Raw genomic sequence first — 26523 nt, 5'->3', positions numbered from 1 at the left:
AGCATGCAATGAGTCTGGAAACCTGGCTGCTGTTCAGTGGCGCTGCACTGGTAGTGATCCTGATCCCGGGGCCGCTGTCGTTGCTGATGATCAGCAACAGCCTGAACTACGGCCTGCGTCGCTCATACCCGGCGTTTCTCGGCGGGGTGATCGCCTCGATCTGCCTGTTGAGCGCGTCGGCCCTGGGCCTGGGCGCATTGCTGCTCGCGTCGGAAAACCTGTTCAGCGCACTGAAGATCGTCGGCGCGCTGTACCTGTTCTATCTCGCCTGGCAGAGCTGGCAGCAATCACGCCAGCCATCCCAGGGCGCGACAGTGCCGCAGGCTGCGCCGGTGCCACGCTTTCGCGCGCTGTTCGGGCGCGCTTTTGTGCTGGGGGCCAGCAACCCCAAGGACATCCTGTTTTTCGCCGCCTTTTTGCCGCAGTTCCTGAGCAGCCAGCAACCTTTCCTGCCGCAATTGCTGATCATGATCGCCACCTGGACCTTGCTCGACCTGCTGTGCAAGCTGGCCTACGGCCTCGGCGCCCATGGTGCTGCGCGGTACCTGCGCAGTGGCAGCGGTCAAAGCTGGTTCAACCGCGTCAGCGCCGCCCTGTTCGGCAGTGCCGGCGTGGCTTCGCTGATCAAGGCTAGAATGGTTTCACTTTGACGAAATAAACCGTTGGCGGCAGATTGCCCTGGCTGGGCCATTGAATGCCGGTGACGATAGGAACGAGGCGCTGCTCCCTCATGGCGCTTCGGACCGTGGCAGCCACGACTGAATCCTGATGCGCGTTGATGGCCGTATTCACCCAGCCATCAGTCAGGCGCATATTCAACTGAACGCTCCCTCGCTCAAGCCACTGATAGGTCATGTAATACAGCTGGCTTGAACGTGGATGCGTCGCCACCAGTTCATGCATCGGAACATGCCCTCGCCTTACCTGCCATTCGTGAAGGCTGAAACCCTGCTGCTCGAGCACTGACCTGACAGCCGCGCGTTGCGTGGTTCTTCTCTCAATCGCCAACGACATGTCACCGGACCGCAGCCGCGCATCCAACGCCACAGGGGGCCTGAAATCGACACGCGTAAAGCCTGGGGTCTTGCCTTCGTAACCAATGAACACTGACGTCGGCTTCCTTTGCACAGGCCGCAGCATCCTCAGCAAATCATCCGTCTGACCGGGCCTCACCGGATTGGGGGTCATCCAATCGTCCAACGTCGCCCGCAGGTTGAGCAAATGGCTGGCCGTTGCCGAGCGAGAGGAGTCCGAAAGCTCAAGCACCCGGGCCACTGCAAACTTGCGGCTGTGACGCGTCAGCCCTGGGAACGCCCTGCCGACCTCTGCCTCCGGCGGCCCAGTGAACAGAGGGGCATGGAGCTGCCACTCACCGGTTGCGGTACGCGTTGCCGGCAGCGGTTGCTCACCCAGCGCGGTGGTGGTCCATCGTTCAATGTCCACGCTGACCCTGGAAACCAGTGGCTCGTGTTTGCCGATAAACACGAACTCGCTCAGCGGCGCGTGATCGCCTTGGTGGAGCAACCGGTAATAACCCGCCGCCGATTGTGTGGGCGTGTCATAGCGGCGGCCCACGTAAATAAGGTCATAGGGAAATCCTGGCGGTTCCAGCGGCACATGGAACACCCCTGAAGCTACGGAAGCCAGCGACTGCGCGTCGGGGGCGGGTGCACGCCAACTGAACCAGTGATCGACCGGTGCGGATGACTGGCGGATCCGGTTGTGCGTGGCGATGCGCACACTGGGCGGGCGCCAACTCGGCGGCTGCACCGCTTGCCACGGACTGAGTAGCGCGGAACTCGGACCGGCCATGGGCGCATCCGCCCCCAGCAGCCATTCCTTGGGCGAATAAATCGTCAGGATCAGCTCATCCGTTCCCGGCGCGTCGCTGTTTTTCAGGCGGAAAAACGCTTCGCCCTCACGGCGGTAAACCGGGTAATGGTGCGTGTCTTCCACCAAGAAGTGCTCGCCGCGCCGCACGTAGAGACCCTTTTCCCCAGGCCCCTGCAACACCACCGCGTTTTGCGGCCTGCCCGGGGCGCGAAACCGTTCCAGGGGCTTGAGCCGCGCGACTGCCGGGGACGATCGCGGCAGGTTGAGGGGCCGACCAAACTGCGCGAGGGTTGAACGATGGATCCGTCCCAGGCTTGCACCTATCGACCGCGTCATCGGGCGAACCACCGCGCCCGCCTTCACCTTTGGGCCGGGCACAAAGCTCAGCAACAGGTCTATCGCCAAAAATACCGTGCCAAACGCCACGTCCACCGCAACCCGAGGATCACCCGTGCGGTGATAGTGTCGCGCGGTCAGCAGCAGCTCATACAGTTGGTTACCCAAGCCAAAAAACGGCAGGACAATCGACAGCAAGGCCCGCCCCCGGCTATCCGCCTCGGCCTCCAGGCGCTGCTCGCGGTAGGTCTCCAGACTTTTGCGCGACTGACTGCCGGCCTGTGCCTGACGGTGCAGATCAATTGCCCTCGCCTGATACAGGAGCGCCCTGGCATCACTGTGTGAGGTGGGCACCAAGGCCAGCCAGTGCTGCGGGTCACTGGCGATCTGCTCGAGGATCTGTTTTTCAATGTCCTCGACCCGTGCAGTGGGCACCAGGTGTTTGACGGAGAACGAGCGAACAAACTCGACGCCGCGCCAGAACCCATTCACCAGGGCGTAGTCAGGGCGCAAGTCGGCGGGGTCGAAGGACGTCGCGTGTGTTTGCCCGGGATGCGCGTTGATGGCTTCGAACGCCCAGCCGGGTGCAATGTGCCGTGCCAGTGCGCTGACGTGATCAGGCGATGCCCAGTGACGGTTCAGGTGTTCCTGGGCCGCTTGCAGGTTGGCGTACTCACTGAGGCTCATGCCATCCGGCGCGGCGGGCCAGTAAACCACGCAACGTTGGGAAAGCCGGTCATGAATCACCAGGATGCCCGCGCAATAACGATCATGCTGCAGGGTATGGGCCACCAGATGCACGATGTACAGCTGCAATTGATCGCCGTGTTCCAGCAAATCCTGAGGAATGCGTGCGTTCATGGCGGTGTTGAAAAAGCGCTGCGCCTCCAGCGTCAACCCGCGTCGAACCGCCGAATACAGATCTGCCTCGGCACCTGCCCGCAAGACGCGCCTCAAGAGTTGTGGCACACGCATGTCGGTACCGGGCGAATAAAACACACTGTCGATCAATGCCACATAGCGCCCGCCGATATCCAGCGAGAACACCATATTGATCAAGTAGTCCGCGCTCAGTTGCTGCTTCCACGCGGGTTTGAGGTACTCGGCGTACTTGAAACGCCACCACGTGGGCATCATCTGCGGGTCGAGGTTATGCAGCGCCAACTGCAGCAGGCTGAACCGCGAACGCTCGAGGCTGGGCGTCAGGACTTCCTTGCGATCGCCCACCGTACAGCTGCTTTCCCAACCACAGACCTTGCCGTCGACGTGGTCGGGCATGTCGATAAACGGTGTGTCGATGTCCACTTGCGGGAACAGGCCGTCCTCGCGTAAGCGCGCAATCAACCGTTCACGGGCATAGGTGTGCAGATCCGGCAGCCGCTGTTTAAGGTGCTCTTCAAACGCCAGCACGCTGCCCAGGGAGTGGCGCAGCAGGTGCTTGAAGCGCTTGCGCTGCGCCACGCTCGACTCGCCCAGCCAGGACGGCAGTTTTTTCTTCGCGCTCGCAGCTTTGCGCACCAGCGCCACATGCACCTGCGCCTGGATCAGCGCATCGCTGACCGGCGCATGCAGATGCTGCTCCAGTTCGACCGCCAGCAGCAGGCGGCTCAAGGCAATATCCGCGGTTTCACTGAATACACGGGCGCCGCCATCGAGGCCGCGCTGCTGGGACAGGTACCCCTTGAGCAGCCGCTTGAGCGCCAGCAGCACGGGGTTACCCTCGATGATTTGATAACGCACCGCGAGGATTTGGTCGGCAGCCTGCTCACGCACACTTTCGCGTTTAGGTCGCTCGACGTAGCGCCCCAGCACCGATTCATCTCGGCTGCCAAGGCTGGCCCTGATCCCCACGGATAATGCGCCAAGGCTGTCAAATACCGTCACGCCGCCGTCTCGCCCGAACGCACACAGCACCGCCGGTTCGCGCCGCTCGGGATCACTGAGCGCCGCCTTGCGGGTCACCGCAAACAGGCTGTGCAACGGAGAATCGGTATCGGGTCCAGCCCCCACCAGAACCGACAGCACGCAGGCCTCGCTGTCCGCTCGCTTGCTGGCCAGCGGCGTATCCAGCACGTCGAGCAGCAGGTCGCGGTGGACCGTGCGGACCAACTTGAGTCGGTGCTGCAACTCGATTTCGCCACGCAGCCAATCGGTCCAGAGTTGGAGGACAGAGGCCAGGCGATGGCGTTCACCGTCAGGTTTTGCCTTCCAGAACGCCACGTCGAACAGCTGCAGTTGCGCCCCCTGCAACAGCGCGGACAAGGTGTCCGCGGCAGTCTTGAGTTGCGCTTCAAGCGTCACGAAATCCCGCAAGGCTTGGGTGTCTTCCACAGGATCCTGCGGGTTCAGCAGTTTCATCAGGCCTTTTTCGTAGCGCTTGACTTGGTGCAGCGCAGTGTCCATCGCCAGCCACGGCGCCGTGCTGGCGAAAATGATCTCGTGGCGCCGTCGATGTCGGTCCCAGGCCTGCAATGGCTGGCGCATACTCCCCAACCGTGGCGTGCCCACCCAATGTGTTCGGCCGCGCTCGACGTCGGCGAGATAACGGCCGGCGTCGGTCACTGGAGGCTGTCGCGCACCGGCAAAGACCTGCGCCAGGTTGATCGACACCGCGCACGCCAACTCATTTTCCCATTGGCTCTCCAGCATCGCCTGGGCGCTGAGCACAAACACATCGCTCTTCACCGCTGAACCTTGCCACACCGCTGCAGCGGTCATTTGCGCCGGGCACACCGGGTGCCGACGCCGCAAGGGCAGGCACTGCCACAGCTCATCCAGTGACGTCCCCTGGATCAGCGCCACCAGGCCGCACTGCAATTGGCTGAATGAGCGGTACTCGTAATAGTTGCGCGTCAACCCTGGCAGGTACATCACGTGCGGCGACTGCGCAGGGTCATCCGCGCGATGAATATGCAGCGCACCGGGAATGGGCATCAGCCGCGGGCCTACACCCGGCCACATCAACTGGCTGACCTTGAGGCTGGCCCACGGCTCACCCGCGCGTTGCCGCGCCTGCGCCGTCGGCGCATCCACCAGCGCCTGGACCATGGCCCGCCCTGCAGTCGATAACTCGTCCAGTTGCCAGGCCACAAAAGCCTGGTCGGCGAACGCCTGCTGGTGCAACTGGGTCCAGCGCTCCTGGCGCGTCAGCCACGATCCCGGCACCAGCGCCTGCCAATAGTCGCTGTATGCCTGGGCAAGCCGCCCAAACAGGTTCAGGGCAATCACCCGCTGCAACGCCTCCAGCGGGGTAAACGGCAGAACGCGGGCGGGATCGTCCTTGAGGCTCAGGGTGGTGTATTGGTTGAGATTGATCGGCACCGAAGGCAGCACCAACAGGCGCAGCGTGCGGTCGGTCAGGCTCTCGACTTTTTGCGCGGCGGCAGGCGGCTTGGGCTCGGTGAGCAGCAGCTTGTCCGGGTCCAGGTCAAAGGCCTTGCGCAACTCGGCGCGAATGACCCGCAAGACCCTGGGCGCTCCGAGGATCAGGCGCGAGCGTAATCTGGCTGATTCGGCACTGCGCAGATCAGCGGCTGCGAGCCAGTTGATCAGCAGGCTGGGATGGGGGCTGGCGTTGATCCGCCGCGTCAATTGAGTACGCATCGCCTGCCATGCATCGTCGTCAGGCACATCGGAATCGTCAGGTAAGGTCACGGCGGTATCTGCGTCGAGGAAAACACCTAGCCTATGCAGCACCCGCCCTGATAAGGCGCTAGATAATTGAACGCGCCCCGGGCAAAAAAAAGCCCGCAGTGTGGGCGGGCGAAAAACCAACGAAGAGCCTTGGGGGTGTGAAGCGAGGTGACGACTCAGCTACCGCGATAGGTGGAGTAGCTGTAAGGCGAAATCAGCAGGGGCACGTGGTAGTGGTCCTGTTCGGCACTGATGCCAAAACGCAGCACCACCACATCGAGGAACGCAGGCTGTGGCAATTGCACGCCGCGGGCGCGGTAATAGTCGCCGGCGCTGAATTGCAATTGGTAGACGCCACTGCGGTAATCCTCCCCTTGCAGCAGCGGCGCGTCGCAGCGACCGTCGCTGTTGGTCACGGCCGTGGCGACCAGCTCCAGTTGCGCGCCTTCGACGCGGTACAACTCAACCTGGATGGCGCTGCCTGGGCAGCCGTGGGCTGCGTCCAGTACGTGTGTGGTCAGTCGTCCCATGGGTTGGGGCTCCCTTGCGTTGAGTGAAATAAGCCGCCCCCTTATGGGGCATGAAAAAGTCGCGATTGAGCTGATTAAGACACTTTTAATAAAAATTGTACACAATAAAAATCACAAAGTTTCTGACACCCCTACTGGCACACGCCCCAAGCTCAAAAACTCAACACCCCTTGCTTTTAAACGACCTTTTATCCATTTACTGACCAACCGGGCAAGTTTCTTGCAGTGTTAAGCTGCGGCAACCGCCGAGAAAAAATGCGGAAATACAGGCTTACAAAGTGACCATCAAGTTGTATACAATCAGCCCATCGCTGTGACGCCACCCAGTCTTTCCGCTGGCCGCCACACACTTGCTACCACGAACAAGAAGGAAGACTGCAGTGAGCGCTGACTACCCACGCGACCTGATCGGTTACGGCAGTAACCCTCCTCACCCCCACTGGCCGGGCAAGGCGCGCATCGCTTTGTCGTTCGTACTCAACTACGAAGAAGGTGGCGAGCGCAACATTTTGCACGGCGACAAAGAGTCCGAAGCCTTCCTTTCGGAAATGGTCTCGGCCCAGCCGCTGCAGGGCGAACGCAACATGAGCATGGAGTCTTTGTACGAGTACGGCAGCCGTGCCGGCGTGTGGCGCATCCTCAAGCTGTTCAAGCAATTCGATATCCCGCTGACCATCTTCGCCGTGGCCATGGCCGCCCAGCGCCACCCGGATGTGATCCGCGCGATGGTCGAGGCCGGCCACGAGATCTGCAGCCACGGCTATCGCTGGATCGACTACCAGTACATGGACGAGGCCCAGGAGCGCGAGCACATGCTCGAAGCCATCCGCATCCTCACCGAACTGACCGGCGAACGCCCACTGGGCTGGTACACCGGGCGCACCGGCCCCAACACCCGGCGGCTGGTGATGGAGGAAGGCGGCTTCCTGTATGACTGCGACACCTACGACGACGACCTGCCCTACTGGGAACCCAACAACCCGACCGGCAAGCCGCACCTGGTGATCCCCTATACCCTGGACACCAACGACATGCGCTTTACCCAGGTGCAGGGTTTCAACAAGGGCGATGACTTTTTCGAGTACCTCAAGGATGCCTTCGACGTGCTGTACGCCGAAGGCGCCGAGGCGCCGAAGATGCTTTCGATCGGCCTGCACTGCCGCCTGATCGGCCGCCCGGCGCGCCTGGCTTCGTTGAAGCGCTTTATCGAATACGCCAAAAGCCACGAACAGGTGTGGTTCACCCGCCGCGTCGATATCGCCCGTCACTGGCAAGCAACCCACCCGTACACGGGAGCTGCGAAATGACTGCGTTTAAGACATTGAAACCCTCGACCTTGAGCCGCGACGCTTTCGTCGCAGCCTTTGCCGACATCTACGAACATTCGCCATGGGTGGCCGAAAAAGCCTACGACCTGGGCCAGGACACCTCGATCGACCAGATCGAAACCCTGCACCAGCGCATGAGCGACATCCTGTTGAGCGCCGATCATGCCAGCCAACTGGCGCTGATCAACGCTCACCCGGACCTGGCCGGCAAAGCCGCCGTCCAGGGCCAACTGACCGAAGCCAGCACCAATGAACAGGCTGGCGCCGGTATTCACCAATGCACGGCCGAAGAGTTCTCGCGCTTCACCGAGCTGAACGACGCCTACAAGGCCAAGTTCAAGTTTCCCTTCATCATGGCGGTAAAAGGCAGCAACCGGCATCAGATCCTCGCCGCGTTCGAAACGCGCATCCACAACTCGGTGGACACCGAGTTCAAGTGCGCGCTGGACGAGATCAACAAGATCGCGTTGTTCCGATTACTGACTCTTTAAGCAGACCTGGCCCGAGCGGTTCATGAACGCCCAGGGCCTGGCGAGCATCCCAAGCCACTCTATTTAAGGCAGACAAGAAGAATGAAAGCTTACGCCGTACCTTTCGAGAAGTTCGTCAACCTGGCCGACGCCCGCCTGGGCACCAAGATCATCTCCGTCACCGATGACTGGTTCGCCGACGCCAACCGCCTGTTCCAGCCGACCCCGGCCGTGTGGAAGGAGGGCGTTTTCGATGACAACGGCAAGTGGATGGACGGCTGGGAGTCGCGCCGCAAGCGCTTCGAAGGCTACGACAGCGCGGTGATCCGCCTGGGCGTACCGGGCTCGATCAAGGGCGTGGACATCGACACTTCATTCTTCACCGGCAACTTCCCGCCATCGGCCTCGCTGGAAGCCTGCTTCCTGGCCTCGGGCGAGCCGGATGACAATACCCAGTGGGTGGAAGTGCTGTCGGCCGTCGAGCTGCAGGGCAACAGCCACCACTACCACGAAATCAGCAACGACCAGGCGTTCAGTCACCTGCGCTTCAACATCTACCCGGATGGCGGCGTGGCCCGCCTGCGTGTGTACGGCGTGCCGTTCCGCGACTGGTCCGCAATCGGCGACAACGAACAGGTCGACCTGGCTGCCGCGTTGAATGGCGGTCGCGCCCTGGCGTGCTCCGATGAACACTTCGGCCGCATGAGCAACATCCTCAACCCGGGCCGTGGCATCAATATGGGCGACGGCTGGGAAACCGCACGTCGTCGCACGCCAGGCAATGACTGGGTGATCGTCGCGCTGGGTCACCCGGGCGAGATCGAGAAGATCATCGTCGACACCCTGCACTTCAAGGGCAACTACCCGGACACCTGCTCGATCCAGGGCGCCTTCGTGAAGGGCGGCACCGACAGCCAGATCGAAACCCAATCGCTGTTCTGGCGCGAACTGCTGCCGGCACAGAAACTGGAAATGCACGCCGAACACACCTTCGCCGAACAGATCAAGGCACTGGGCCCGATTACCCACATCCGCCTGAACGTGTTCCCGGATGGCGGTGTGAGCCGCCTGCGCGTTCTCGGCAAGGTCGCGAAGTAACACCCGATCGTTCCCACGCTCCGCGTGGGAACGCATTCCGTGACGCTCTGCGTCACAAGAGCGGACGCAGAGCGTCCGGGGCGGTGTTCCCACGCAGAGCGTGGGAACGATCCATAGACAAGATTAAGAAGACAGCCATGCGCACACTGATGATCGAACCCCTGACCAAAGAAGCCTTCGCCCCTTTCGGAGACGTTATCGAAACCGATGGCAGCGATCACTTCATGATCAACAACGGGTCGACCATGCGCTTTCACAAGCTGGCAACGGTAGAAACCGCGCAGCCTGAAGACAACGCGATCATCAGCATCTTCCGCGCCGACGCGCTGGATATGCCGCTGACCGTGTGCATGCTGGAGAGACACCCGCTGGGCAGCCAGGCTTTCATCCCGCTGCTCGGCAACCCCTTTCTGATCGTGGTCGCGCCACTTGGCGATGCACCTGTATCAGGCTTGGTCCGCGCCTTCGTCACCAACGGCAGGCAGGGCATCAATTACCATCGCGGCGTCTGGCACCACCCGGTGCTGACGATCGAAAAGCGGGATGACTTCCTGGTGGTTGATCGCAGTGGCACAGGCAATAACTGCGATGAGCATTTCTTCAAAGAGGATGAGCGATTGATCCTCGCCCCCCACCAATAAGAGAAGGCCGGATCACCCGACAACAAGGGTGACAGGCGAGAGGTAAAGACTGTGGAAGCACATCTGTTGGAATGGCTGAACCTTAGCGTGCGCTGGGTTCACATGATCACTGGCGTCGCCTGGATCGGCGCTTCGTTCTACTTCGTCTGGCTGGAAAACAACCTCAACCGCGTCAACCCCAAGGACGGCCTGGCCGGTGACTTGTGGGCGATCCACGGTGGCGGTATCTACCACCTGGAAAAATACAAACTGGCCCCGCCGACCATGCCGGACAACCTGCACTGGTTCAAATGGGAAGCCTATTTCACCTGGATGTCAGGCATCGCGCTGCTGTGCGTGGTGTTCTACTCCAACCCGACCTTGTACCTGCTGGCCCCGGGCAGCAGCCTCAGTGGTCCGGAAGGCGTGCTGCTGGGCATCGGCTCACTGTTCGTCGGCTGGTTCATCTACTCCTTCCTCTGCGACTCGGCCCTGGGCAAGCGCCCTGCCCTGCTCGGCTTCATTCTGTTCGTGCTGTTGATTGCCGCCGCGTACGGCTTCAGCAAAGTGTTCAGTGGCCGTGGCGCGTACCTGCACGTGGGCGCCGTGATCGGCACCATCATGGTCGGTAACGTGTTCCGCATCATCATGCCGGCGCAACGCGCGCTGGTGGCGGCAATCGCCGAGAACCGCACGCCGGATCCGGCCCTGCCGGCCAAGGGCTTGCTGCGTTCACGCCACAACAACTACTTCACCCTGCCCGTGCTGTTCATCATGATCAGCAACCACTTCCCGAGCACCTACGGCAGCCAGTACAACTGGCTGATCCTGGCCGGGATCGCGGTGGCGGCAGTGCTGGTGCGGCATTACTTCAACACCCGCCACAACAGCCAGAAGTACGCGTGGACCTTGCCGGTGGGCGCGTTGGCGATGATTTGCCTGGCGTATGTGACCGGGCCCAAGCCCGTTGCGACCGCTCCGGACGTGGCCAAGGCACCGGCGGCGATCGAGTACCAGCCGCTGCCGGAAACCGCCTTGGGCGGTGGCTTGAAGCCCGCTGCCCCTGCCGCGCCAGCCGCAGAACCTGCACCTGCGCCGGCCCAGGCAACGATTGATTTCGACAAGGTGCACGGGGTGATCCAGGAGCGCTGCGCCGTGTGCCATTCGGCCAAGCCCACCAGCCCACTGTTCAGCACCGCGCCGGCCGGGGTGATGTTCGATACCCCGGCGCAGATCCAGCAGCAGGCGGCGCGCATTCAAGCGCAAGCCGTGGCGAGCCAGATCATGCCGCTGGGCAACATCACCCAGATGACCCAGCAGGAGCGTGACTTGATTGGCACGTGGATCAATCAGGGGGCGCGTACCAACTGACAGACTGACGCAGGTCCAAATGTGGGAGCGGGCTTGCTCGCGAATGCGGTGTGTCATCCAACACATCAGTGGCTGAACCACCGCATTCGCGAGCAAGCCCGCTCCCACAGGGGATTTTCTGAGTTTCGAAGATTGCGTTCCAAACAACACAAAAATAAAAAAGATCCGAGGTGTTGCATGTCCCAGTTAGAACCGCAGATCCCTGCCGCGCCCGCGATGGAGCGGCTGCCCCTCTTGCAACTGATTCTGGTAGGCCTGCAACACGTCTTGCTGATGTACGGTGGCGCCGTCGCCGTCCCCCTGATCATTGGCCAGGCCGCCGGCCTGAGCCGTGAAGAAATCGCCTTTCTGATCAACGCCGACCTGCTGGTAGCCGGTATCGCCACCCTGGTGCAGTCATTCGGCATCGGCCCGGTGGGCATTCGCATGCCGGTGATGATGGGCGCCAGTTTCGCCGCCGTGGGCAGCATGGTCGCGATGGCCGGCATGCCCGGCATCGGTCTGCAGGGAATCTTCGGCGCGACCATCGCCGCCGGTTTCTTTGGCCTGTTGATCGCGCCGTTCATGTCCAAGGTCGTGCGTTTCTTCCCGCCGCTGGTGACCGGCACAGTGATCACCGCGATCGGCCTGTCGCTGTTTCCGGTGGCCGTGAACTGGGCCGGTGGCGGCAGTGCAGCGGCCACCTTCGGCTCGCCGATCTACCTGGCAATTGCCGCCCTGGTGCTGGCCACCATTTTGTTGATCAACCGCTTCATGCGCGGTTTCTGGGTCAATATCTCAGTGTTGATCGGCATGGGCCTGGGGTACGCCTTGTGCGGCGCCATCGGCATGGTCGACCTTGCCGGCCTGACCCAGGCGCCGTGGGTGCAAGTGGTGACGCCGCTGCATTTCGGCATGCCCAAGTTCGAGCTGGCGCCGATCCTGTCGATGTGCCTGGTGGTGGTGATCATTTTCGTCGAATCCACCGGGATGTTCCTCGCGCTGGGGAAGATCACCGGCCAGGACGTCACGCCGAAGATGCTGCGCCGCGGCCTGTTGTGTGATGCCGGCGCGTCATTCTTCGCCGGTTTCTTCAATACCTTTACCCACTCCTCGTTCGCGCAGAACATCGGCCTGGTGCAGATGACCGGCGTGCGTTGCCGCTCGGTGACCATGATGGCCGGCGCTTTCCTGATCGTGCTCAGCCTGTTGCCCAAGGCCGCGTTCCTGGTGGCGTCGATTCCACCGGCGGTCCTCGGCGGCGCGGCGATTGCCATGTTCGGCATGGTCGCGGCCACCGGTATCAAGATCCTCCAGGAAGCCGACATTGCCGACCGCCGCAACCAGTTGCTGGTGGCGGTGAGCATCGGCATGGGCCTGATCCCGGTGGTGCGCCCGGAGTTCTTCGCGCAACTGCCACTGTGGATGAGCCCGATTACCCACAGCGGGATCGCCATGGCCACCCTCAGCGCGTTGTCGCTGAACATATTGTTCAACATTCTCGGCGGGGCTGAACGCCCTGTCGTCGCCCACACGCATTGATTCCTTCGTTAAAACAACAATAACAACGAACAGGAAACTGCCCCATGCACGCCATTCACCCGGGGCCGGCCACCCGCCGTGCCCCATTCCTGCCCCATGCGCTCTGTAACGGCGCACTTGAGCCAAGGCTTTGGAGCCAGTATTCTCCGCGCCCGCTCGAATCGACTCAAAAAAAAACAGCCAATGTAAAAGCTGACTGCAAGGCCAACTTACCCCGGCCCAATGTCTGCTGCCAAAGTGCGCAAAAGTTCTCGATATTCGACTGCATCCGATGCAGCCGACGGGGATTTTTTGGCTTTTTAAACACCTTGGCGCAGCTCTTGCTAAAAGCATTAAAGCTGACCGAACAGACGATTTTTGCAGCGAACCAAAAGGCGCCACACCAGAGCGCCTGCGTAGAAGAAAAACCATAAAACTTTAACTCGGGAGCAACCGAATGAAACCTATGTTCAAAGGCCTGATGCTGGCGGGATCCCTGCTGGCCGGTGGCCAGGCCGTGGCCGGTGATCTGTTGCAGTGGCAGAACAACAGCCTGACTTACTTGTGGGGCAAGAGCTTTACCGTCAACCCGCAGATCCAACAAACCGTGACATTCGAACATGCCGACGCCTGGAAGTACGGCGACAACTTCTTCTTCCTCGACCGCATCTTTTACAACGGCAAGGAAGACGGCAATGTCGGCCCCAATACTTATTACGGTGAGTTCAGCCCGCGCCTGTCGTTTGGCAAGATTTTCGACAAGGACTTGTCATTCGGCCCGATCAAGGATGTCCTGCTGGCCTTCACTTATGAGTTCGGCGAAGGCGACAACGAGTCGTACTTGCTCGGCCCAGGCTTTGATTTGAATATCCCCGGTTTCGACTACTTCCAGTTGAACTTCTACCAGCGCCAGACCGAAGGCAATCGCCCGGGTGACGGCGTCTGGCAAATCACCCCGGTATGGTCGTACACCGTCCCGGTCGGCAACTCCGACATCCTCATCGACGGCTTCATGGATTGGGTGACGGACAACGACAAGAACGCGCGCGGCACTTATCACGCCAACCTGCACTTCAACCCACAGGTCAAATATGACCTGGGCAAGGCGCTGCACTGGGGCGACAAACAGTTGTACGTGGGTTTCGAATACGACTACTGGAAGAACAAGTACGGGATCGAGGATTCCGGCGCGTTCAAGACCAACCAGGACACGGCGAGCTTCCTGGTCAAGTATCACTTCTAAATAACACTGCAAAACAAATGTGGGAGCGGGCTTGCTCGCGAAGGCGGTGGATCAGTCAGCGATTCGGTGGCTGACACACCGCTATCGCAGGCAAGCCAGCTCCCACATTTTTAGACCGGTGACAGGCCTAAGAACCTCGACAGTTCCTCGCGCTTGGCCAACGCATCCTTCCTGCCCAACTCAATCAACTCGCTGCAGTACCCCGCCTCGAACAGCAGGTAGCTCAACACCCCCGCCCCGCTCGTCTTGGTCGCCCCCGGCCCGCGCAGGAACAGGCGCAGCGCCGCCGGCAATTCCTGCCGATGACGCGCTGCGATTTCATCGATCGGCTGGCTGGGTGCAATCACCAGCACTTCAACCGGGGCCAGGCCCTGTATCGCCGCATCCGCCGGCAACACGTGGCTGAACTGGTTCAAGCGCTCCAGCAGTTCGATATCACTTTCCAGGCTGTCAATGAACGTGCTGTTGAGCATATGCCCGCCAATCTGCGCCAACGTCGGCTCCTGGCCGGTGTAGGTGCGCTGCGTCGACGGCTCGTTACGCCGCGGGTTACCGCTGACGCCGACCACCAGCACTCGGCTCGCGCCCAGGTGCAAGGCCGGGCTGATCGGCGCCGATTGCCGTACGGCGCCGTCACCGAAATACTCCTGGTCGAGTTTCACCGGCGCAAACAACAAGGGGATCGCCGAACTGGCCAGCAGGTGTTCAACCGTCAGTTGCGTCGGCACGCCGATACGCCGATGGCGCAACCACGCGTCGATGGTGCCGCCGCCCTGGTAGAAGGTCACGGCCTGCCCGGATTCGTAGCCGAACGCCGTCACCGCGACCGCATGCAAATGCTGGTGGCGGATGGCTTCGTCGATACCGTCCAGGTTCAACCGCTCCTGCAGCAAATCGCGCAGCGGCGCGCTATTGAGCAACGCCACCGGCACCTGGGCGCCGATGCCCAGCAGGCTGTGGATAAAGAACCGGCTCGCCTGGCGAATCACCCCCGGCCAGTCGCTGCGTAACACCCGATGGCTGCGAAAGCCCTGCCAGAACACGGTAAGACGTTGGACCGCGGCGGTGAAGTCCATGGCGCCACTGGCGAGGCTCACCGCATTGATCGCGCCGGCAGAGGTGCCGACGATCACCGGAAAAGGGTTCGGCGCTCCCGGCGGCAACAGCTCGGCAATCGCCGCCAATACCCCCACCTGATACGCCGCTCGCGCCCCGCCGCCGGAAAGAATCAAGCCTGTAACCGGTTCAGCTGGGCGCATCGCATCACTCCGTGTGGGGAAAGCTCGTTCTTTGTGGCGAGGGCGCTTGCTCCCGGAGGACTGCACAGCCGCCACACGCTCTTATCAACGACGTTTTTCGTACAGTTTAGGCTCACCGGGTGGCCGGCTCTTGAAGCGGCGATGGGTCCACAGGTATTGCTCGGGGCATTCTCGTACCGAGGCTTCGACCCACTGATTGATCCGCAGGCAATCGACTTCATCGCTTTCGCCGGGGAAGTCGGTCAACGGCGGGTGGATCACCAGGCGGTAACCGCTGCCGTCCGCCAGGCGCTCCTGGGTGAACGGCACCACCAGCGCCTTGCCCAGGCGGGCAAACTTGCTGGTGGCGGTCACCGTGGCGGCCTGGATGCCGAACAACGGCACGAACACGCTTTGCTTGGCGCCGTAGTCCTGGTCCGGTGCGTACCAGATGGCGCGGCCGGCGCGCAGCAGCTTGAGCATGCCGCGCACGTCTTCACGCTCGACCGCCAGCGAATCGAGGTTGTGACGCTCGCGACCACGGCGCTGGATGTAGTCGAACAACGGGTTGCCGTGCTCGCGGTACATGCCATCAATGGTGTGTTTCTGCCCCAGCAGGGCCGCGCCGATTTCCAGCGTAGTGAAATGCAGGGCCATGAGGATCACGCCCTTGCCATCCAGTTGGGCCTGCTTGAGGTGTTCAAGGCCTTCGACGTGGGCCAGGCGCGCCAGGCGCTGACGCGACCACCACCAGCTCATGGCCATTTCAAAGAAGGCGATGCCGGTGGAGGCGAAGTTTTCCTTGAGCAGGCGCTTACGCTCCTTGGCGGATTTTTCCGGGAAGCACAGTTCCAGGTTTCGCGCGGCGATACGCCGACGTTCACCGGCCACCCGGTACATGCCCGCTCCCAGCAGGCGACCAATGGTCAGCAGCGCGCGGTACGGCAATTGGGTGACCAGCCACAGCAGGCCGAGTCCCAGCCATAACAGCCAAAAACGCGGGTGAAAAAATACAGCTCGAAAACGCGGGCGATCCATTACAGATTCCGGTAAAGACAGGGCCGCGCATTCTACAACGGTTCGACTCGGCTTGCGGCCAGTGAGTGTTCTCGTTATAAGTCTCGACACTTTTCGTGACAAGCCGCTTTTGCCGACCATGAGCCAAACCGAACCGCTAGACCAAGATCCCGTGTTCCAGCTGAAAGGCAGCATGCTCGCCATCACCGTGCTGGAACTCGCCCGCAACGACCTCGACGCCCTGGATCGCCAGCTCGCCGCCAAGGTCGCCCTGGCGCCGAACTTCTTCAACAATGCCCCGCTGGTGCTGGCCCTGGACAAATTGCCGGCTGGCCAAGGCTCGATTGACCTGCCCGGCCTGATGCGTGTGTGCCGCTCCCATGGCCTGCGTACCCTGGCGATTCGCGCCAGCCGTATCGAAGACATCGCCGCCGCCATCGCCATTGAACTGCCAGTACTGCCGCCATCCGGCGCGCGCGAGCGTCCGCTTGAACCTTTGGTCGGCGAAGTGAAGAAAAAACCGGAAAAACCTCCGGAGCCTACGATCAAGCCTACAAAGATCATCACCTCGCCCGTACGCGGCGGGCAGCAAATTTACGCCCAGGGTGGCGACCTGGTGGTGATCTCCTCGGTCAGTCCGGGGGCGGAACTTCTCGCCGATGGCAATATCCATGTATACGGCCCGATGCGCGGACGTGCCCTCGCCGGCATCAAGGGTGATACCAAAGCGCGTATTTTTTGCCAGCAGTTGACTGCTGAACTAGTGTCCATCGCAGGCCAGTACAAGGTTTCAGAAGATTTGCGCCGTGATCCGCTGTGGGGGGCCGGGGTGCAGGTCAGCCTGTCGGGCGATGTGTTGAACATCATCCGTCTTTAACGGATACTGCCGCATTTTCCAAGCATCTCTAGACTCTGATAGCACAGCGAAACCGGCAAGACTTGCGTAGGAATAATTGAAAGTTGGCGTTTCCCCTACGGAAACCACATCTTTTTCCTACTAGGGCTGCCCGCCTGCAGCGAGTTCCAAGAGATGTTTTTCAGGGACTGAAAAGTCCTTTTTCCTTAGGGGTGAAACACCTTGGCCAAGATTCTCGTGGTTACATCCGGCAAGGGTGGTGTGGGTAAGACCACCACCAGCGCCGCTATCGGTACCGGCCTCGCTCTGCGCGGCCACAAGACAGTCATCGTCGACTTCGACGTCGGTTTGCGTAACCTCGACCTGATCATGGGCTGCGAACGCCGCGTGGTGTACGACTTCGTCAACGTGGTGAACGGCGAAGCCAACCTGCAACAGGCCCTGATCAAGGACAAGCGCCTTGAGAACCTGTACGTGCTGGCCGCCAGCCAGACCCGTGACAAGGATGCACTGACCAAAGAAGGCGTGGGCAAAGTCCTCGCCGAGCTGAAAGAAACCTTCGAATACGTGGTGTGTGATTCGCCGGCGGGTATCGAAACCGGTGCTCACCTGGCGATGTACTTTGCCGATGAAGCCATCGTGGTGACCAACCCGGAAGTGTCCTCGGTACGTGACTCGGACCGCATGCTCGGCCTTCTGGCCAGCAAATCCAAGCGCGCCGAGGAAGGCCAGGACCCGATCAAGGAACACCTGCTGCTGACCCGCTACAACCCTGAGCGCGTCAGCAATGGCGAAATGCTTGGCGTTGAAGACGTCAAGGAAATCCTCGCCGTGACCTTGCTGGGCGTGATCCCGGAATCCCAGGCGGTGCTCAAGGCATCCAACCAGGGCGTGCCGGTGATTCTCGACGACCAGAGCGACGCCGGCCAGGCGTACAGCGATGCCGTTGATCGCTTGCTGGGCAAGACCGTGGAACATCGCTTCCTCGATGTCAAGAAGAAGGGATTCTTCGAGCGTATCTTTGGAGGCAACTAAACAATGAAATTTCTCGACTTCTTTCGCGCCAACAAAAAGCCAAGTACCGCGTCGGTAGCGAAAGAGCGTCTACAGATCATCGTGGCGCACGAACGCGGCCAACGCAGCACTCCGGATTACCTGCCGGCCTTGCAGAAGGAACTGGTCGAGGTGATCCGCAAGTACGTCAATATCGGTAACGATGACGTGCATGTCGCCCTGGAAAATGACGGCAGCTGCTCGATTCTGGAACTCAATATCACCCTGCCTGATCGTTGATCGAACAGGCGGCCGCCACGGCGGCTCGTTCACCCTGACCTGTTTTACGGGCCGGGTGGGCGAGCCGCCGTTGGCGTTTGTTACGAGGCTGTTTAATGCCGCTGTCCACTATTCATATCCTGCACCAGGACGACGCTGTCCTGGTGGTGAACAAGCCGACCCTGCTGCTCTCGGTGCCTGGCCGCGCCGATGACAACAAGGACTGCCTGATCACGCGCCTGCAGGAAAACGGCTACCCCGAAGCCCGCATTGTCCACCGCCTGGACTGGGAAACCTCGGGCATCATCCTGCTCGCCCGGGACGCCGATACGCACCGCGAACTGTCCCGTCAGTTTCACGACCGCGAAACCGAAAAGGCCTACACCGCCCTGGCCTGGGGCCAGCCGGAACTGGACAGCGGCAGCATCGACCTGCCCCTGCGCTACGACCCGCCGACCAAGCCACGCCACGTGGTCGACCACGAATTCGGCAAACACGCGCTGACCTTCTGGAAGGTGCTGGAGCGCTGCGGCGACTGGTGCCGCGTCGAACTGACGCCGATCACCGGGCGTTCGCATCAGTTGCGCGTGCACATGCTGTCGATCGGGCATCCATTGCTCGGTGATGGGCTCTACGCCCACGAACAAGCCCTGGCCGCCTGGCCACGCCTGTGCCTGCACGCCAGCATGTTGAGCTTCACCCATCCGCAAAGCGGCGAACGCGTGCGCTTCGAGTGCCCTGCACCGTTCTAAGCTGCACACACGCTCAAATGTGAGAGCTGTCGAGCTTTAGCGAGGCTGCGAAGGCGGTGGCACTGACAGTCCTTCTGCGCCTGACACACCGCCTTCGCGGCCTCGCTGGGGCTCGACGGCTCCCACAAGGGGGGCGGCTGTGTGGCTGGGATTGAGCAGGCACCGGGTTTCGCTGATTGCAGTTTCTGCAGAGTGTCGCTGGGTGAGCTGGATCCCAGCGACCGCTAGGTTTCGCTATGTGGCTGAGATTCCAGCCACCACAGCGCCCAACTGTGGGAGATGTCGAGCTTTAGCGAGGCTGCGAAGGCGGTTTCACTGATAGCCCCTCTGTGCCTGACACACCGCCTTCGCGGCCTCGCTGGGGCTCGACGGCTCCCACAGTGGTTCTGTGTGGTGTTCAAGAAGGCAGCTTCACTTCAAATGTGTAGCCAATACGGTAAACTCCGCGCATTGCTGTCTGGAGCTATTTATGCGCGAAGCGTTGAATCAAGGCCTGATCGACTTCCTCAAGGCCTCCCCTACTCCTTTTCATGCCACCGCCGCCCTGGCCCAGCGCCTCGAAGCCGCCGGCTACCAGCGTCTCGACGAGCGCGAAACCTGGACCACCGAAGCCAATGGTCGCTACTACGTGACCCGCAACGACTCCTCGATCATCGCCTTCAAGCTCGGCCGCCACTCGCCGCTGCTGGGCGGCATCCGCCTGGTCGGCGCCCACACCGACAGCCCGTGCCTGCGCGTCAAGCCACAGCCGGAACTGCAGCGCCAGGGTTTCTGGCAGTTGGGCGTCGAAGTCTACGGCGGCGCGCTGCTGGCGCCGTGGTTCGACCGCGACCTGTCCCTGGCGGGCCGTGTCACCTTCCGCCGTGACGGTAAGGTCGAAAGCCAGCTGATCGACTTCAAGTTGCCCATCGCCATCATTCCCAACTTGGCCATTCACTTGAACCGTGAAGCCAACCAGGGCTGGGCGATCAATGCGCAGACCGAGCTGCCACCGATCCTCGCCCAATTTGCCGGCGATGAGCGCGTGGACTTCCGCGCCGTGCTCACCGAGCAACTGGCCCGCGAACATGGGTTGAACGCCGACGTGGTGCTCGACTACGAGCTGAGCTTCTACGACACCCAGAGCGCCGCCGTGATCGGCCTGAATGGCGACTTCATCGCCGGCGCACGCCTGGACAACCTGTTGTCGTGCTACGCCGGCCTGCAAGCCTTGATCACCAGCGAGACCGATGAAACCTGCGTGCTGGTGTGCAACGACCACGAAGAAGTCGGTTCCTGCTCGGCCTGCGGCGCCGATGGCCCGATGCTCGAACAGACCCTGCGGCGCTTGTTGCCGGAAGGTGATGAATTCGTACGCACCATTCAGAAATCGCTGTTGGTGTCTGCGGACAATGCTCACGGCGTGCACCCCAACTACGCCGAAAAGCACGACGCCAACCACGGCCCCAAGCTCAACGCCGGCCCGGTGATCAAGGTCAACAGCAACCAGCGCTACGCCACCAACAGCGAAACCGCCGGGTTCTTCCGCCACCTGTGCATGGCCCAGGAAGTACCGGTGCAAAGCTTTGTGGTGCGCAGCGACATGGGCTGCGGCTCCACCATCGGCCCGATCACTGCCAGCCACCTGGGCGTGCGCACCGTGGACATCGGCCTGCCGACGTTTGCCATGCACTCCATCCGTGAACTGTGCGGCAGCCATGACCTGGCGCATCTGGTGAAGGTACTCGGCGCGTTCTACGCGAGCCGCGACCTGCCCTGATCTCGGCAACTGACTGCGGTCAGAACTGTGGGAGCGGGCTTGCTCGCGAAGGCGGTGTGTCAGCCACTGAATCGGCTGACTGATGTATAGCCTTCGCGAGCAAGCCCGCTCCCACATTCATTTCTACGCACACCTGATCTGTATCACCTGCATTTTCTGCAATCCGGCCTAGACTTGTCAGAATTCCCACTCTGACAAGGCCGTCGCCCGATGATCTCCATGTCCTCCTTCCACACCATGCTTATCCCTATTGTGATCGGCATGATCATGCTCGCGGTCGGCTTCAACTTTCGTGACAAACCTGCCGGGGTGTTCGGCATGTGGGTGGGCATGCTGCTGATCCTGGGCACCGTGGTGTACAAGATCCTCGCCAAACTGGCCGAATGACAAATGCACTCGCATTGGGCATAGCGGCCTCGTACACTCGGTCAATTCGTCGTTTCCAAGGTTGACCGCCTCGTGCTTTCCCGTCTGTTCGCCCTGCCCTGTTACCTCCTGATCGCTCTGCTCACGCTGCTGCCGCTCGCGCCTGCCCAGGCCGTGAGCCTGCCCGGCCTGCTGGGCAGCACCAACAAGACCCAACCCCAGGCCGAAGTGCCGCTCGGCCAGTCCCTGGACGAGGTGATCAAGACCCTGGAAAACGACCAGCAACGCACCCAGTTGCTGAGCGACCTGAAGAAACTGCGCGAAGCCACGCAAAAGGCCCAGCCGGCCGCCGAACAAGGCGTGCTCGGGTTGATCGGCAGTACGCTGTCGGGCCTCGAGCAACAGTTCTCCGGTGCCGACAGCCCGCTGGGACGCTGGTCCAATGAAGTCGACCTGGCCAAGGATGAACTCGGCGCGTTGATGCTGCCGGCCAGCGAATGGCTGCCGATCATTTTCGGCTTTGCCTTGATCCTGGCGGTGTGGAGCCTGCTCGCAGCCGCGCTGATCTGGCTGAGCCACCGCGTGCGTGAGCGCTTCGGCCTGCCCGAGGAACTGCCGCAACACCCGCGCACCTGGGACATGCTGCGCTTTGCCCTGCGCAAACTGGGGCCGTGGCTGATCGCGCTGGTGATCACCGTGTACCTGAGCTACGCGCTGCCCTCGTCCCTGGGTAAATCCCTGGCGATGGTGCTGGCCTACGCCCTGGTGGTCGGCACGTGTTTCTCGGCGATCTGCGTCATCGCGTTTTCGGTGCTGGACGGCCCCCACCGTCACCGCGCGCTGTATATCCTGCGCCACCAGGCGTTTCGTCCGTTGTGGCTGATCGGCAGCTTTGCGGCCTTCGGCGAGGCGCTGAGCGACCCACGGATGATGCAGGCCCTGGGACAGCACCTGGCGCACACCGCCGCGACCGTGGCGAATGTGATGGCCGCGCTGTCTACCGGCGTGTTCATCCTGCGCTTTCGTCGTCCGATCGCCCACCTGATCCGCAACCAGCCGCTGTCACGCCGCCTCACGCGCCGCGCCCTCAGCGACACCATCGAAATCATCGGTTCGTTCTGGTACATCCCGGCCTTGCTGCTGGTGGGTATCTCGCTGTTCGCCACCTTCGTGTCCGCCGGCGACACCAGCACCGCCCTGCGCCAGTCACTGTTGTGCACGGTGCTGCTGGTGTTGTGCATGGTGATCAACGGCCTGGTCCGCCGCCACGCCCTAAAGCCGCAACGCGGGCACAAGCGCCATGCGCTGTACTCCGAGCGCCTTAAAAGCTTCGTCTACACCCTGGCACACCTGGTGGTGTGGCTGGTGTTTATCGAACTGGGCCTGCGGGTCTGGGGCCTGTCGCTGATCCGCTTTACCGAAGGCGACGGCCATGAAATCAGCGTCAAGCTGTTCGGCCTGGGCGGCACGCTGCTGTTTGCCTGGCTGATCTGGATCCTCAGCGACACCGCGATCCACCACGCCCTCACCCGCTCGCGCAAAGGCCTGGCGAATGCCCGCGCGCAGACGATGATGCCGCTGATCCGCAACGTGCTGTTCGTGACCATCTTCATCATCGCGGCCATCGTCGCGCTGGCGAACATGGGCATGAACGTCACGCCCCTGCTGGCCGGTGCCGGTGTGATCGGCCTGGCCATCGGTTTCGGTGCACAGTCGCTGGTCGCGGACTTGATCACCGGCCTGTTCATCATCATCGAAGACTCCCTGGCCATCGATGACTACGTGGATGTCGGCGGCCACCTCGGCACGGTCGAAGGCTTGACCATCCGTACCGTGCGCCTGCGCGATATCGACGGCATCGTGCACACCATCCCGTTCAGCGAGATCAAGAGCATCAAGAACTACTCGCGGGAGTTCGGCTACGCGATCTTTCGCGTGGCGATCCCCTACAACATGGAAATCGACGACGCGATCAAGCTGATGCGCGATGTCGGCCAGAAGATGCGCAACGACCCGCTGCAACGCCGCAATATCTGGTCGCCGCTGGAGATCCAGGGGGTGGAAAGCTTCGAATCCGGCAGCGCGATCCTGCGCGCGCGGTTCAAGACGGCACCGATCAAGCAATGGGAAGTGTCGCGGGCGTTCAACTTGTCGCTCAAACGTCACCTGGACGAAGCCGGACTGGACCTGGCCACCCCGCGCTTGAGCGTGCAGGTGGTGACGGGGGCGTCGGGCGGGTTGGAGAAAGAGAAGAACGCGTGAGTGGGAAGGGCCTGTGGTGGCCCGGGGCCATGTAGTGGTCTGAGGTCTTGTTGGGGTGAGCGGGGCTTTTGTGGTGAGCGGGGCTGTTGTGGTGAGCGGGCTTGCCCCGCGTTGGGCTGCGTAGCGGCCCCTCTCAAGAAACACTCAGTGCATCAGGTAAACCTCAGCGGCTGGTTTTGGGGCTGCTTCGCAGCCCAACGCGGGGCAAGCCCGCTCACCACAACAGCCCCGCTCTCCACAATAGCCCTGCTCACCCCAACAAGCTTTGAGGCCACAACAGACCCGCATACCACACCAATCGAGCCTGCTTCAGCGCTGGCTCAGGACAGCGCGGCGCCGTCCATCTTCTGGCGCAGGCTCAACGGACGCATGTCGGTCCAGGTTTCTTCGATGTAGGCCAGGCATTCTTTCTTCAGGCCGCTCTTGCCCACGGTACGCCAGCCTTCTGGTACCGCCTTGTAGTCGGGCCAGATGGAATACTGTTCTTCATGGTTGACCACTACCTGAAACAGGATGTCGTCGCGGTCAAATACTGAGGTCATTGCTGTTCTCCATCGCTCAAAGGCTGGCTGCGCACCACGCGCAGCGCTGATATCTGTAGAAACGTACCAAAGCGTAAAAAAATTAGAGGCTGGCCACCGCTGCGGCCAGGGCGCGCCCGAAGATCTCGGCCACTCGGTCGACTTCGGCGGCGGTGATCACCAGCGGCGGCAGGAAGCGCACCACGCTGCCATGCCGGCCGCCGAGTTCCAGGATCAGGCCGCGCTTGAGGCATTCACGCTGCACCAGCGGCGCCAATTGGCGATGCACCGGTGGATGGCCCTGGATATCCAGGGTGCCCTCGGGGTCGACCAATTCCACGCCGAGCATCAACCCACGCCCGCGAATGTCGCCAAGGTGCGGGAATTCACGCTGCAGGATTCTCAGGTGTTCACCGAGGCGTTCGCCCATGGCGGCCGCGTGGCCAGCCAGGTCGTGTTCCTTGAGGTAGCGCATCACCGCCGAGCCCGCCGCCATGGCCATCTGATTGCCACGGAAGGTCCCGGCATGCGCGCCCGGCAACCAGGTGTCGAGCCAGTCGCGATACACCACCACCGCCAACGGCAGGCTGCCGCCGATGGCCTTGGACATCACCACCACGTCCGGAATGATGCCGGCGTGTTCGAAGGCAAACATCTTGCCGGTACGGCCAAAACCGCTCTGGATTTCATCCACGATCAACGCCACACCGGCCTGCTCGGTGATCCGCCGCAAACCGCGCAGCCAGTCGAGATCGGCCGGGATCACGCCGCCCTCGCCCTGCACCACCTCGACGATCACCGCCGCCGGCAGCAACACCCCGGCTTCCGGGTCATTGAGCAGGTTCTCCAGGTAATGCAGGTTGACCCGCACCCCCTCGGCGCCGCCGAGCCCGAACGGGCAACGGTAGTCGTAGGGATACGGCAGGAATTGCACGCCATTGCCGAGCAAGGCGCCCAACGGTTTCTTCGGCCCCAGGCTGCCCATCAGGCTCAACGCGCCCTGGCTCATGCCGTGGTAGCCGCCCTGGAACGACAACACCGTACTGCGCCCGGTGGCGGTGCGCACCAGCTTCAACGCGGCTTCTACCGCGTCGGTGCCGGTCGGGCCGCAGAACTGGATCTTGGCTTCGCGCGCCAGCGCAGTCGGCAACAGGCCGAACAGGTCCTGCACGAACTGGTCCTTGACCGGCGTGGTCAGGTCCAGGGTGTGCAGGGGCAGTTCGTCACTGAGCACCTGCTGGATGGCGTCGATCACCACCGGGTGGTTGTGCCCCAGCGCCAGGGTGCCGGCGCCGGCCAGGCAGTCGATGAAGCTGCGGCCTTCCACGTCTTCCACGTAGATACCCTTGGCGCGCTTGAGCGCCAGGGGAATGCGCCGCGGGTAACTGCGCGCGTTGGATTCCTGCTGGCGCTGTCGAGCCAGCAGCGGGGTTTCGTCGAACTGGTAGAGCGTTTCCGCGGGCGCCGGGCTGGCATGCACCGGGGCATCTTCGATACGGCTGATAGCGACTGACATCTCTCGATCCCTCAATACGCTGATGATGGTGACCAAACTGCCGATCCGTTGGCGTCTGGCCCAAGGGCATGCGCACGGATTTCCTGTTCTGGAAACGCACCAGCGAGAAGAGGATTTAGGGGACAGTGACGGTTAACGGATGGATGAGCCTCGCGCCCGGCGTCACAACCCGAGGTATTTTTCGTTCAGCGCATACAAAATCGCGCAGGTCTCCGCGTCCAGGCACCCGCCGTAATCCCGCGGGCGAAAGTGCATCTGGAAGGCGCGCGTGCGCCGCTCGAACATCTGGCGATTCTGCGCCGGTTTATAGCCATAGCGCTGGAACGCCCGCTCCACCTCCACTTCAGGCGGCAACCCCAGGCGAAACCGGCGCTGGTACATGGCCCGCGTCGACTCGTCAAACCACGCGCCCACTCCCGCCTCGAACAAAGTGCGCCACGGCAGGCGCGGCCCCGGGTCACTCTTGCGCCAGTAGGCCACGTCCGAGTGCCCCAGCACGTCGGCCGGGCCGATCTGCGGATGGCGCCCCAGGATGTCGCGCATCAGGGCGATGAGCACCTCCACCTGCGCCTGGCCGTACGCGGGAAAGGTAAACACCCCGCCATCGTCGCGCGCCAGGTTGACGATCTCGATGCCGATCGCCCGGCTGTTGAGGTTGTCACGCCCGCCCCAATGGCTGGCCCCGGCATGCCACGCACGCAGGTCCTCGCCCACCAGACGAAAGACGCGCAACTCTTCATACCCGGCGGCGCGGTAGCCGGGCTCATCGGGGTCGGGCAGCAGATAGTGAGCGCTGACCCCGTTCTGCGTCAGGGTCCGCAAGGACGAGGCGAAAGGCGCCGCGGTGTAGTGCAGGACCACCTGGCGCACGGGCTCGCCGCTGCGTTCGTTGAAGTCCCGGGCAGGGAAACTGGTATCGATGACCAACATAAGAACTGTCCTTTTCATTACAGGCCGAGTCTTTCGGCCCGTTCAAGCGCAAAAAAATTACCGCCATCCTGA

The 26523-nt window shown here is 62.0% G+C and carries 23 protein-coding genes; 16 read left to right on the top strand and 7 right to left on the bottom strand.

Annotated elements, in window-relative coordinates; all coding sequences use genetic code 11:
* Window positions 1-8: 8 nt before the first annotated feature.
* A complete protein-coding gene (locus C9990_RS09075; RefSeq protein WP_065903413.1) occupies window positions 9-650 on the top strand; it encodes a LysE family translocator in 642 nt (213 codons plus the stop codon).
* Here C9990_RS09075 and C9990_RS09070 read toward each other — a convergent pair.
* Together C9990_RS09070 and uraH are read right to left on the bottom strand one after the other, a co-directional pair.
* Window positions 631-5823 carry a dermonecrotic toxin domain-containing protein gene (locus C9990_RS09070; RefSeq protein WP_106803059.1) on the bottom strand — a complete coding sequence of 1731 codons (5193 nt, stop codon included), beginning with the start codon at window positions 5821-5823 and terminating at the stop codon, window positions 631-633. The two genes, C9990_RS09075 and C9990_RS09070, sit on opposite strands and share 20 nt — an antisense overlap.
* Window positions 5824-5978: 155 nt before the next feature.
* Window positions 5979-6332, bottom strand: a complete 354-nt coding sequence (gene uraH, locus C9990_RS09065; protein ID WP_065903417.1) for a hydroxyisourate hydrolase — start codon at window positions 6330-6332, stop codon at window positions 5979-5981.
* Between the two features lie 380 nt (window positions 6333-6712).
* Between uraH and puuE the strand changes: the two genes are divergently transcribed.
* The 8 genes from puuE (at window position 6713) to C9990_RS09025 (ending at window position 13962) form a co-directional block, all read left to right on the top strand.
* A complete protein-coding gene (gene puuE, locus C9990_RS09055; RefSeq protein ID WP_065903420.1) occupies window positions 6713-7639 on the top strand; it encodes an allantoinase PuuE in 927 nt (308 codons plus the stop codon).
* Window positions 7636-8151 carry a 2-oxo-4-hydroxy-4-carboxy-5-ureidoimidazoline decarboxylase gene (gene uraD, locus C9990_RS09050; RefSeq protein ID WP_065903423.1) on the top strand — a complete coding sequence of 172 codons (516 nt, stop codon included), beginning with the start codon at window positions 7636-7638 and terminating at the stop codon, window positions 8149-8151. The genes puuE and uraD overlap by 4 nt, the downstream gene beginning before the upstream one ends.
* An 81-nt stretch (window positions 8152-8232) precedes the next feature.
* Entirely contained in the window at window positions 8233-9228 is a 996-nt protein-coding gene (gene alc, locus C9990_RS09045; protein WP_065903426.1) for an allantoicase, read from the top strand.
* A 137-nt stretch (window positions 9229-9365) separates the two neighbouring features.
* The gene (locus C9990_RS09040) at window positions 9366-9869 is read left to right on the top strand and encodes an ureidoglycolate lyase (RefSeq protein WP_027603915.1); all 504 of its coding nucleotides are present in this window, start codon (window positions 9366-9368) and stop codon (window positions 9867-9869) included.
* 51 nt (window positions 9870-9920) lie between these two features.
* Complete coding sequence (locus tag C9990_RS09035; RefSeq protein ID WP_106803058.1) at window positions 9921-11219, top strand: urate hydroxylase PuuD; 1299 nt, start codon at window positions 9921-9923, stop codon at window positions 11217-11219.
* A gap of 177 nt (window positions 11220-11396) precedes the next feature.
* The gene (locus C9990_RS09030) at window positions 11397-12740 is read left to right on the top strand and encodes a nucleobase:cation symporter-2 family protein (RefSeq protein ID WP_106803057.1); all 1344 of its coding nucleotides are present in this window, start codon (window positions 11397-11399) and stop codon (window positions 12738-12740) included.
* Between the two features lie 44 nt (window positions 12741-12784).
* Window positions 12785-13153, top strand: coding sequence for a hypothetical protein (locus C9990_RS32265; RefSeq protein WP_141697272.1), 369 nt, complete (start codon window positions 12785-12787; stop codon window positions 13151-13153).
* 23 nt (window positions 13154-13176) lie between these two features.
* Window positions 13177-13962 carry an outer membrane protein OmpK gene (locus tag C9990_RS09025; RefSeq protein WP_065903436.1) on the top strand — a complete coding sequence of 262 codons (786 nt, stop codon included), beginning with the start codon at window positions 13177-13179 and terminating at the stop codon, window positions 13960-13962.
* Between the two features lie 110 nt (window positions 13963-14072).
* Here C9990_RS09025 and C9990_RS09020 read toward each other — a convergent pair whose 3' ends face one another.
* Both C9990_RS09020 and C9990_RS09015 read right to left on the bottom strand, forming a co-directional pair.
* Window positions 14073-15221 (bottom strand): patatin-like phospholipase family protein, encoded by a 1149-nt coding sequence (locus tag C9990_RS09020; protein ID WP_106803056.1) that lies wholly within the window; start codon window positions 15219-15221, stop codon window positions 14073-14075.
* An 84-nt stretch (window positions 15222-15305) separates the two neighbouring features.
* The gene (locus C9990_RS09015; protein ID WP_065903442.1) at window positions 15306-16238 is read right to left on the bottom strand and encodes a lipid A biosynthesis lauroyl acyltransferase; all 933 of its coding nucleotides are present in this window, start codon (window positions 16236-16238) and stop codon (window positions 15306-15308) included.
* Window positions 16239-16356: 118 nt separating this feature from the next.
* Between C9990_RS09015 and minC the strand changes: the two genes are divergently transcribed.
* The 7 genes from minC to C9990_RS08985 all read left to right on the top strand — a co-directional run bounded on the left by minC (window position 16357) and on the right by C9990_RS08985 (window position 23484).
* Window positions 16357-17094, top strand: coding sequence for a septum site-determining protein MinC (gene minC / locus C9990_RS09010; protein ID WP_065903444.1), 738 nt, complete (start codon window positions 16357-16359; stop codon window positions 17092-17094).
* Between the two features lie 201 nt (window positions 17095-17295).
* Window positions 17296-18108, top strand: a complete 813-nt coding sequence (gene minD, locus C9990_RS09005) for a septum site-determining protein MinD (RefSeq protein ID WP_003175251.1) — start codon at window positions 17296-17298, stop codon at window positions 18106-18108.
* A 3-nt stretch (window positions 18109-18111) separates the two neighbouring features.
* Window positions 18112-18366 (top strand): cell division topological specificity factor MinE, encoded by a 255-nt coding sequence (gene minE / locus C9990_RS09000; protein WP_003175252.1) that lies wholly within the window; start codon window positions 18112-18114, stop codon window positions 18364-18366.
* A 95-nt stretch (window positions 18367-18461) separates the two neighbouring features.
* Complete coding sequence (locus tag C9990_RS08995; protein ID WP_065903447.1) at window positions 18462-19097, top strand: RluA family pseudouridine synthase; 636 nt, start codon at window positions 18462-18464, stop codon at window positions 19095-19097.
* Between the two features lie 469 nt (window positions 19098-19566).
* Window positions 19567-20856, top strand: coding sequence for a M18 family aminopeptidase (locus tag C9990_RS08990; protein WP_106803055.1), 1290 nt, complete (start codon window positions 19567-19569; stop codon window positions 20854-20856).
* A 219-nt stretch (window positions 20857-21075) separates the two neighbouring features.
* A complete protein-coding gene (locus tag C9990_RS32435) occupies window positions 21076-21243 on the top strand; it encodes a hypothetical protein (RefSeq protein ID WP_177410322.1) in 168 nt (55 codons plus the stop codon).
* Window positions 21244-21315: 72 nt separating this feature from the next.
* Entirely contained in the window at window positions 21316-23484 is a 2169-nt protein-coding gene (locus C9990_RS08985; RefSeq protein ID WP_065903455.1) for a mechanosensitive ion channel family protein, read from the top strand.
* Window positions 23485-23804: 320 nt separating this feature from the next.
* Here C9990_RS08985 and C9990_RS08980 read toward each other — a convergent pair whose 3' ends face one another.
* The 3 genes from C9990_RS08980 to C9990_RS08970 form a co-directional block, all read right to left on the bottom strand.
* Complete coding sequence (locus C9990_RS08980) at window positions 23805-24026, bottom strand: MbtH family protein (protein ID WP_065903458.1); 222 nt, start codon at window positions 24024-24026, stop codon at window positions 23805-23807.
* A gap of 82 nt (window positions 24027-24108) precedes the next feature.
* Complete coding sequence (locus tag C9990_RS08975) at window positions 24109-25521, bottom strand: aspartate aminotransferase family protein (RefSeq protein WP_106803054.1); 1413 nt, start codon at window positions 25519-25521, stop codon at window positions 24109-24111.
* Between the two features lie 162 nt (window positions 25522-25683).
* A complete protein-coding gene (locus C9990_RS08970; protein WP_106803053.1) occupies window positions 25684-26451 on the bottom strand; it encodes an N-acetylmuramoyl-L-alanine amidase in 768 nt (255 codons plus the stop codon).
* Window positions 26452-26523 lie beyond the last annotated feature (72 nt).

Origin of the sequence: Pseudomonas sp. S5D5, assembly GCF_003013355.1 — a bacterium.
In the GTDB taxonomy this organism is placed as follows: Bacteria; Pseudomonadota; Gammaproteobacteria; order Pseudomonadales; family Pseudomonadaceae; genus Aquipseudomonas; species Aquipseudomonas aylmerensis.
The sequence above is the reverse complement of the archived record's forward strand: the minus strand, read 5'-3'. Positions and strand labels throughout refer to the sequence as shown.

Excerpts from the sequence above, each read along its gene's own strand:
- C9990_RS08980 (WP_065903458.1), bottom strand. The coding sequence starts at position 24,026 with ATGACCTCAGTATTTGACCGCGACGACATCCTGTTTCAGGTAGTGGTC.
- C9990_RS08970 (WP_106803053.1), bottom strand. The coding sequence starts at position 26,451 with ATGTTGGTCATCGATACCAGTTTCCCTGCCCGGGACTTCAACGAACGC.
- alc (WP_065903426.1), top strand. The coding sequence starts at position 8,233 with ATGAAAGCTTACGCCGTACCTTTCGAGAAGTTCGTCAACCTGGCCGAC.
- minE (WP_003175252.1), top strand. The coding sequence starts at position 18,112 with ATGAAATTTCTCGACTTCTTTCGCGCCAACAAAAAGCCAAGTACCGCG.
- C9990_RS08975 (WP_106803054.1), bottom strand. The coding sequence starts at position 25,521 with ATGTCAGTCGCTATCAGCCGTATCGAAGATGCCCCGGTGCATGCCAGC.
- C9990_RS09040 (WP_027603915.1), top strand. The coding sequence starts at position 9,366 with ATGCGCACACTGATGATCGAACCCCTGACCAAAGAAGCCTTCGCCCCT.
- C9990_RS32435 (WP_177410322.1), top strand. The coding sequence starts at position 21,076 with ATGTCCTCCTTCCACACCATGCTTATCCCTATTGTGATCGGCATGATC.
- C9990_RS09025 (WP_065903436.1), top strand. The coding sequence starts at position 13,177 with ATGAAACCTATGTTCAAAGGCCTGATGCTGGCGGGATCCCTGCTGGCC.
- uraH (WP_065903417.1), bottom strand. The coding sequence starts at position 6,332 with ATGGGACGACTGACCACACACGTACTGGACGCAGCCCACGGCTGCCCA.
- minC (WP_065903444.1), top strand. The coding sequence starts at position 16,357 with ATGAGCCAAACCGAACCGCTAGACCAAGATCCCGTGTTCCAGCTGAAA.
- C9990_RS09020 (WP_106803056.1), bottom strand. The coding sequence starts at position 15,221 with ATGCGCCCAGCTGAACCGGTTACAGGCTTGATTCTTTCCGGCGGCGGG.
- C9990_RS09015 (WP_065903442.1), bottom strand. The coding sequence starts at position 16,238 with ATGGATCGCCCGCGTTTTCGAGCTGTATTTTTTCACCCGCGTTTTTGG.
- C9990_RS08990 (WP_106803055.1), top strand. The coding sequence starts at position 19,567 with ATGCGCGAAGCGTTGAATCAAGGCCTGATCGACTTCCTCAAGGCCTCC.
- C9990_RS32265 (WP_141697272.1), top strand. The coding sequence starts at position 12,785 with ATGCACGCCATTCACCCGGGGCCGGCCACCCGCCGTGCCCCATTCCTG.
- C9990_RS09030 (WP_106803057.1), top strand. The coding sequence starts at position 11,397 with ATGTCCCAGTTAGAACCGCAGATCCCTGCCGCGCCCGCGATGGAGCGG.
- C9990_RS09075 (WP_065903413.1), top strand. The coding sequence starts at position 9 with ATGAGTCTGGAAACCTGGCTGCTGTTCAGTGGCGCTGCACTGGTAGTG.
- uraD (WP_065903423.1), top strand. The coding sequence starts at position 7,636 with ATGACTGCGTTTAAGACATTGAAACCCTCGACCTTGAGCCGCGACGCT.
- C9990_RS08995 (WP_065903447.1), top strand. The coding sequence starts at position 18,462 with ATGCCGCTGTCCACTATTCATATCCTGCACCAGGACGACGCTGTCCTG.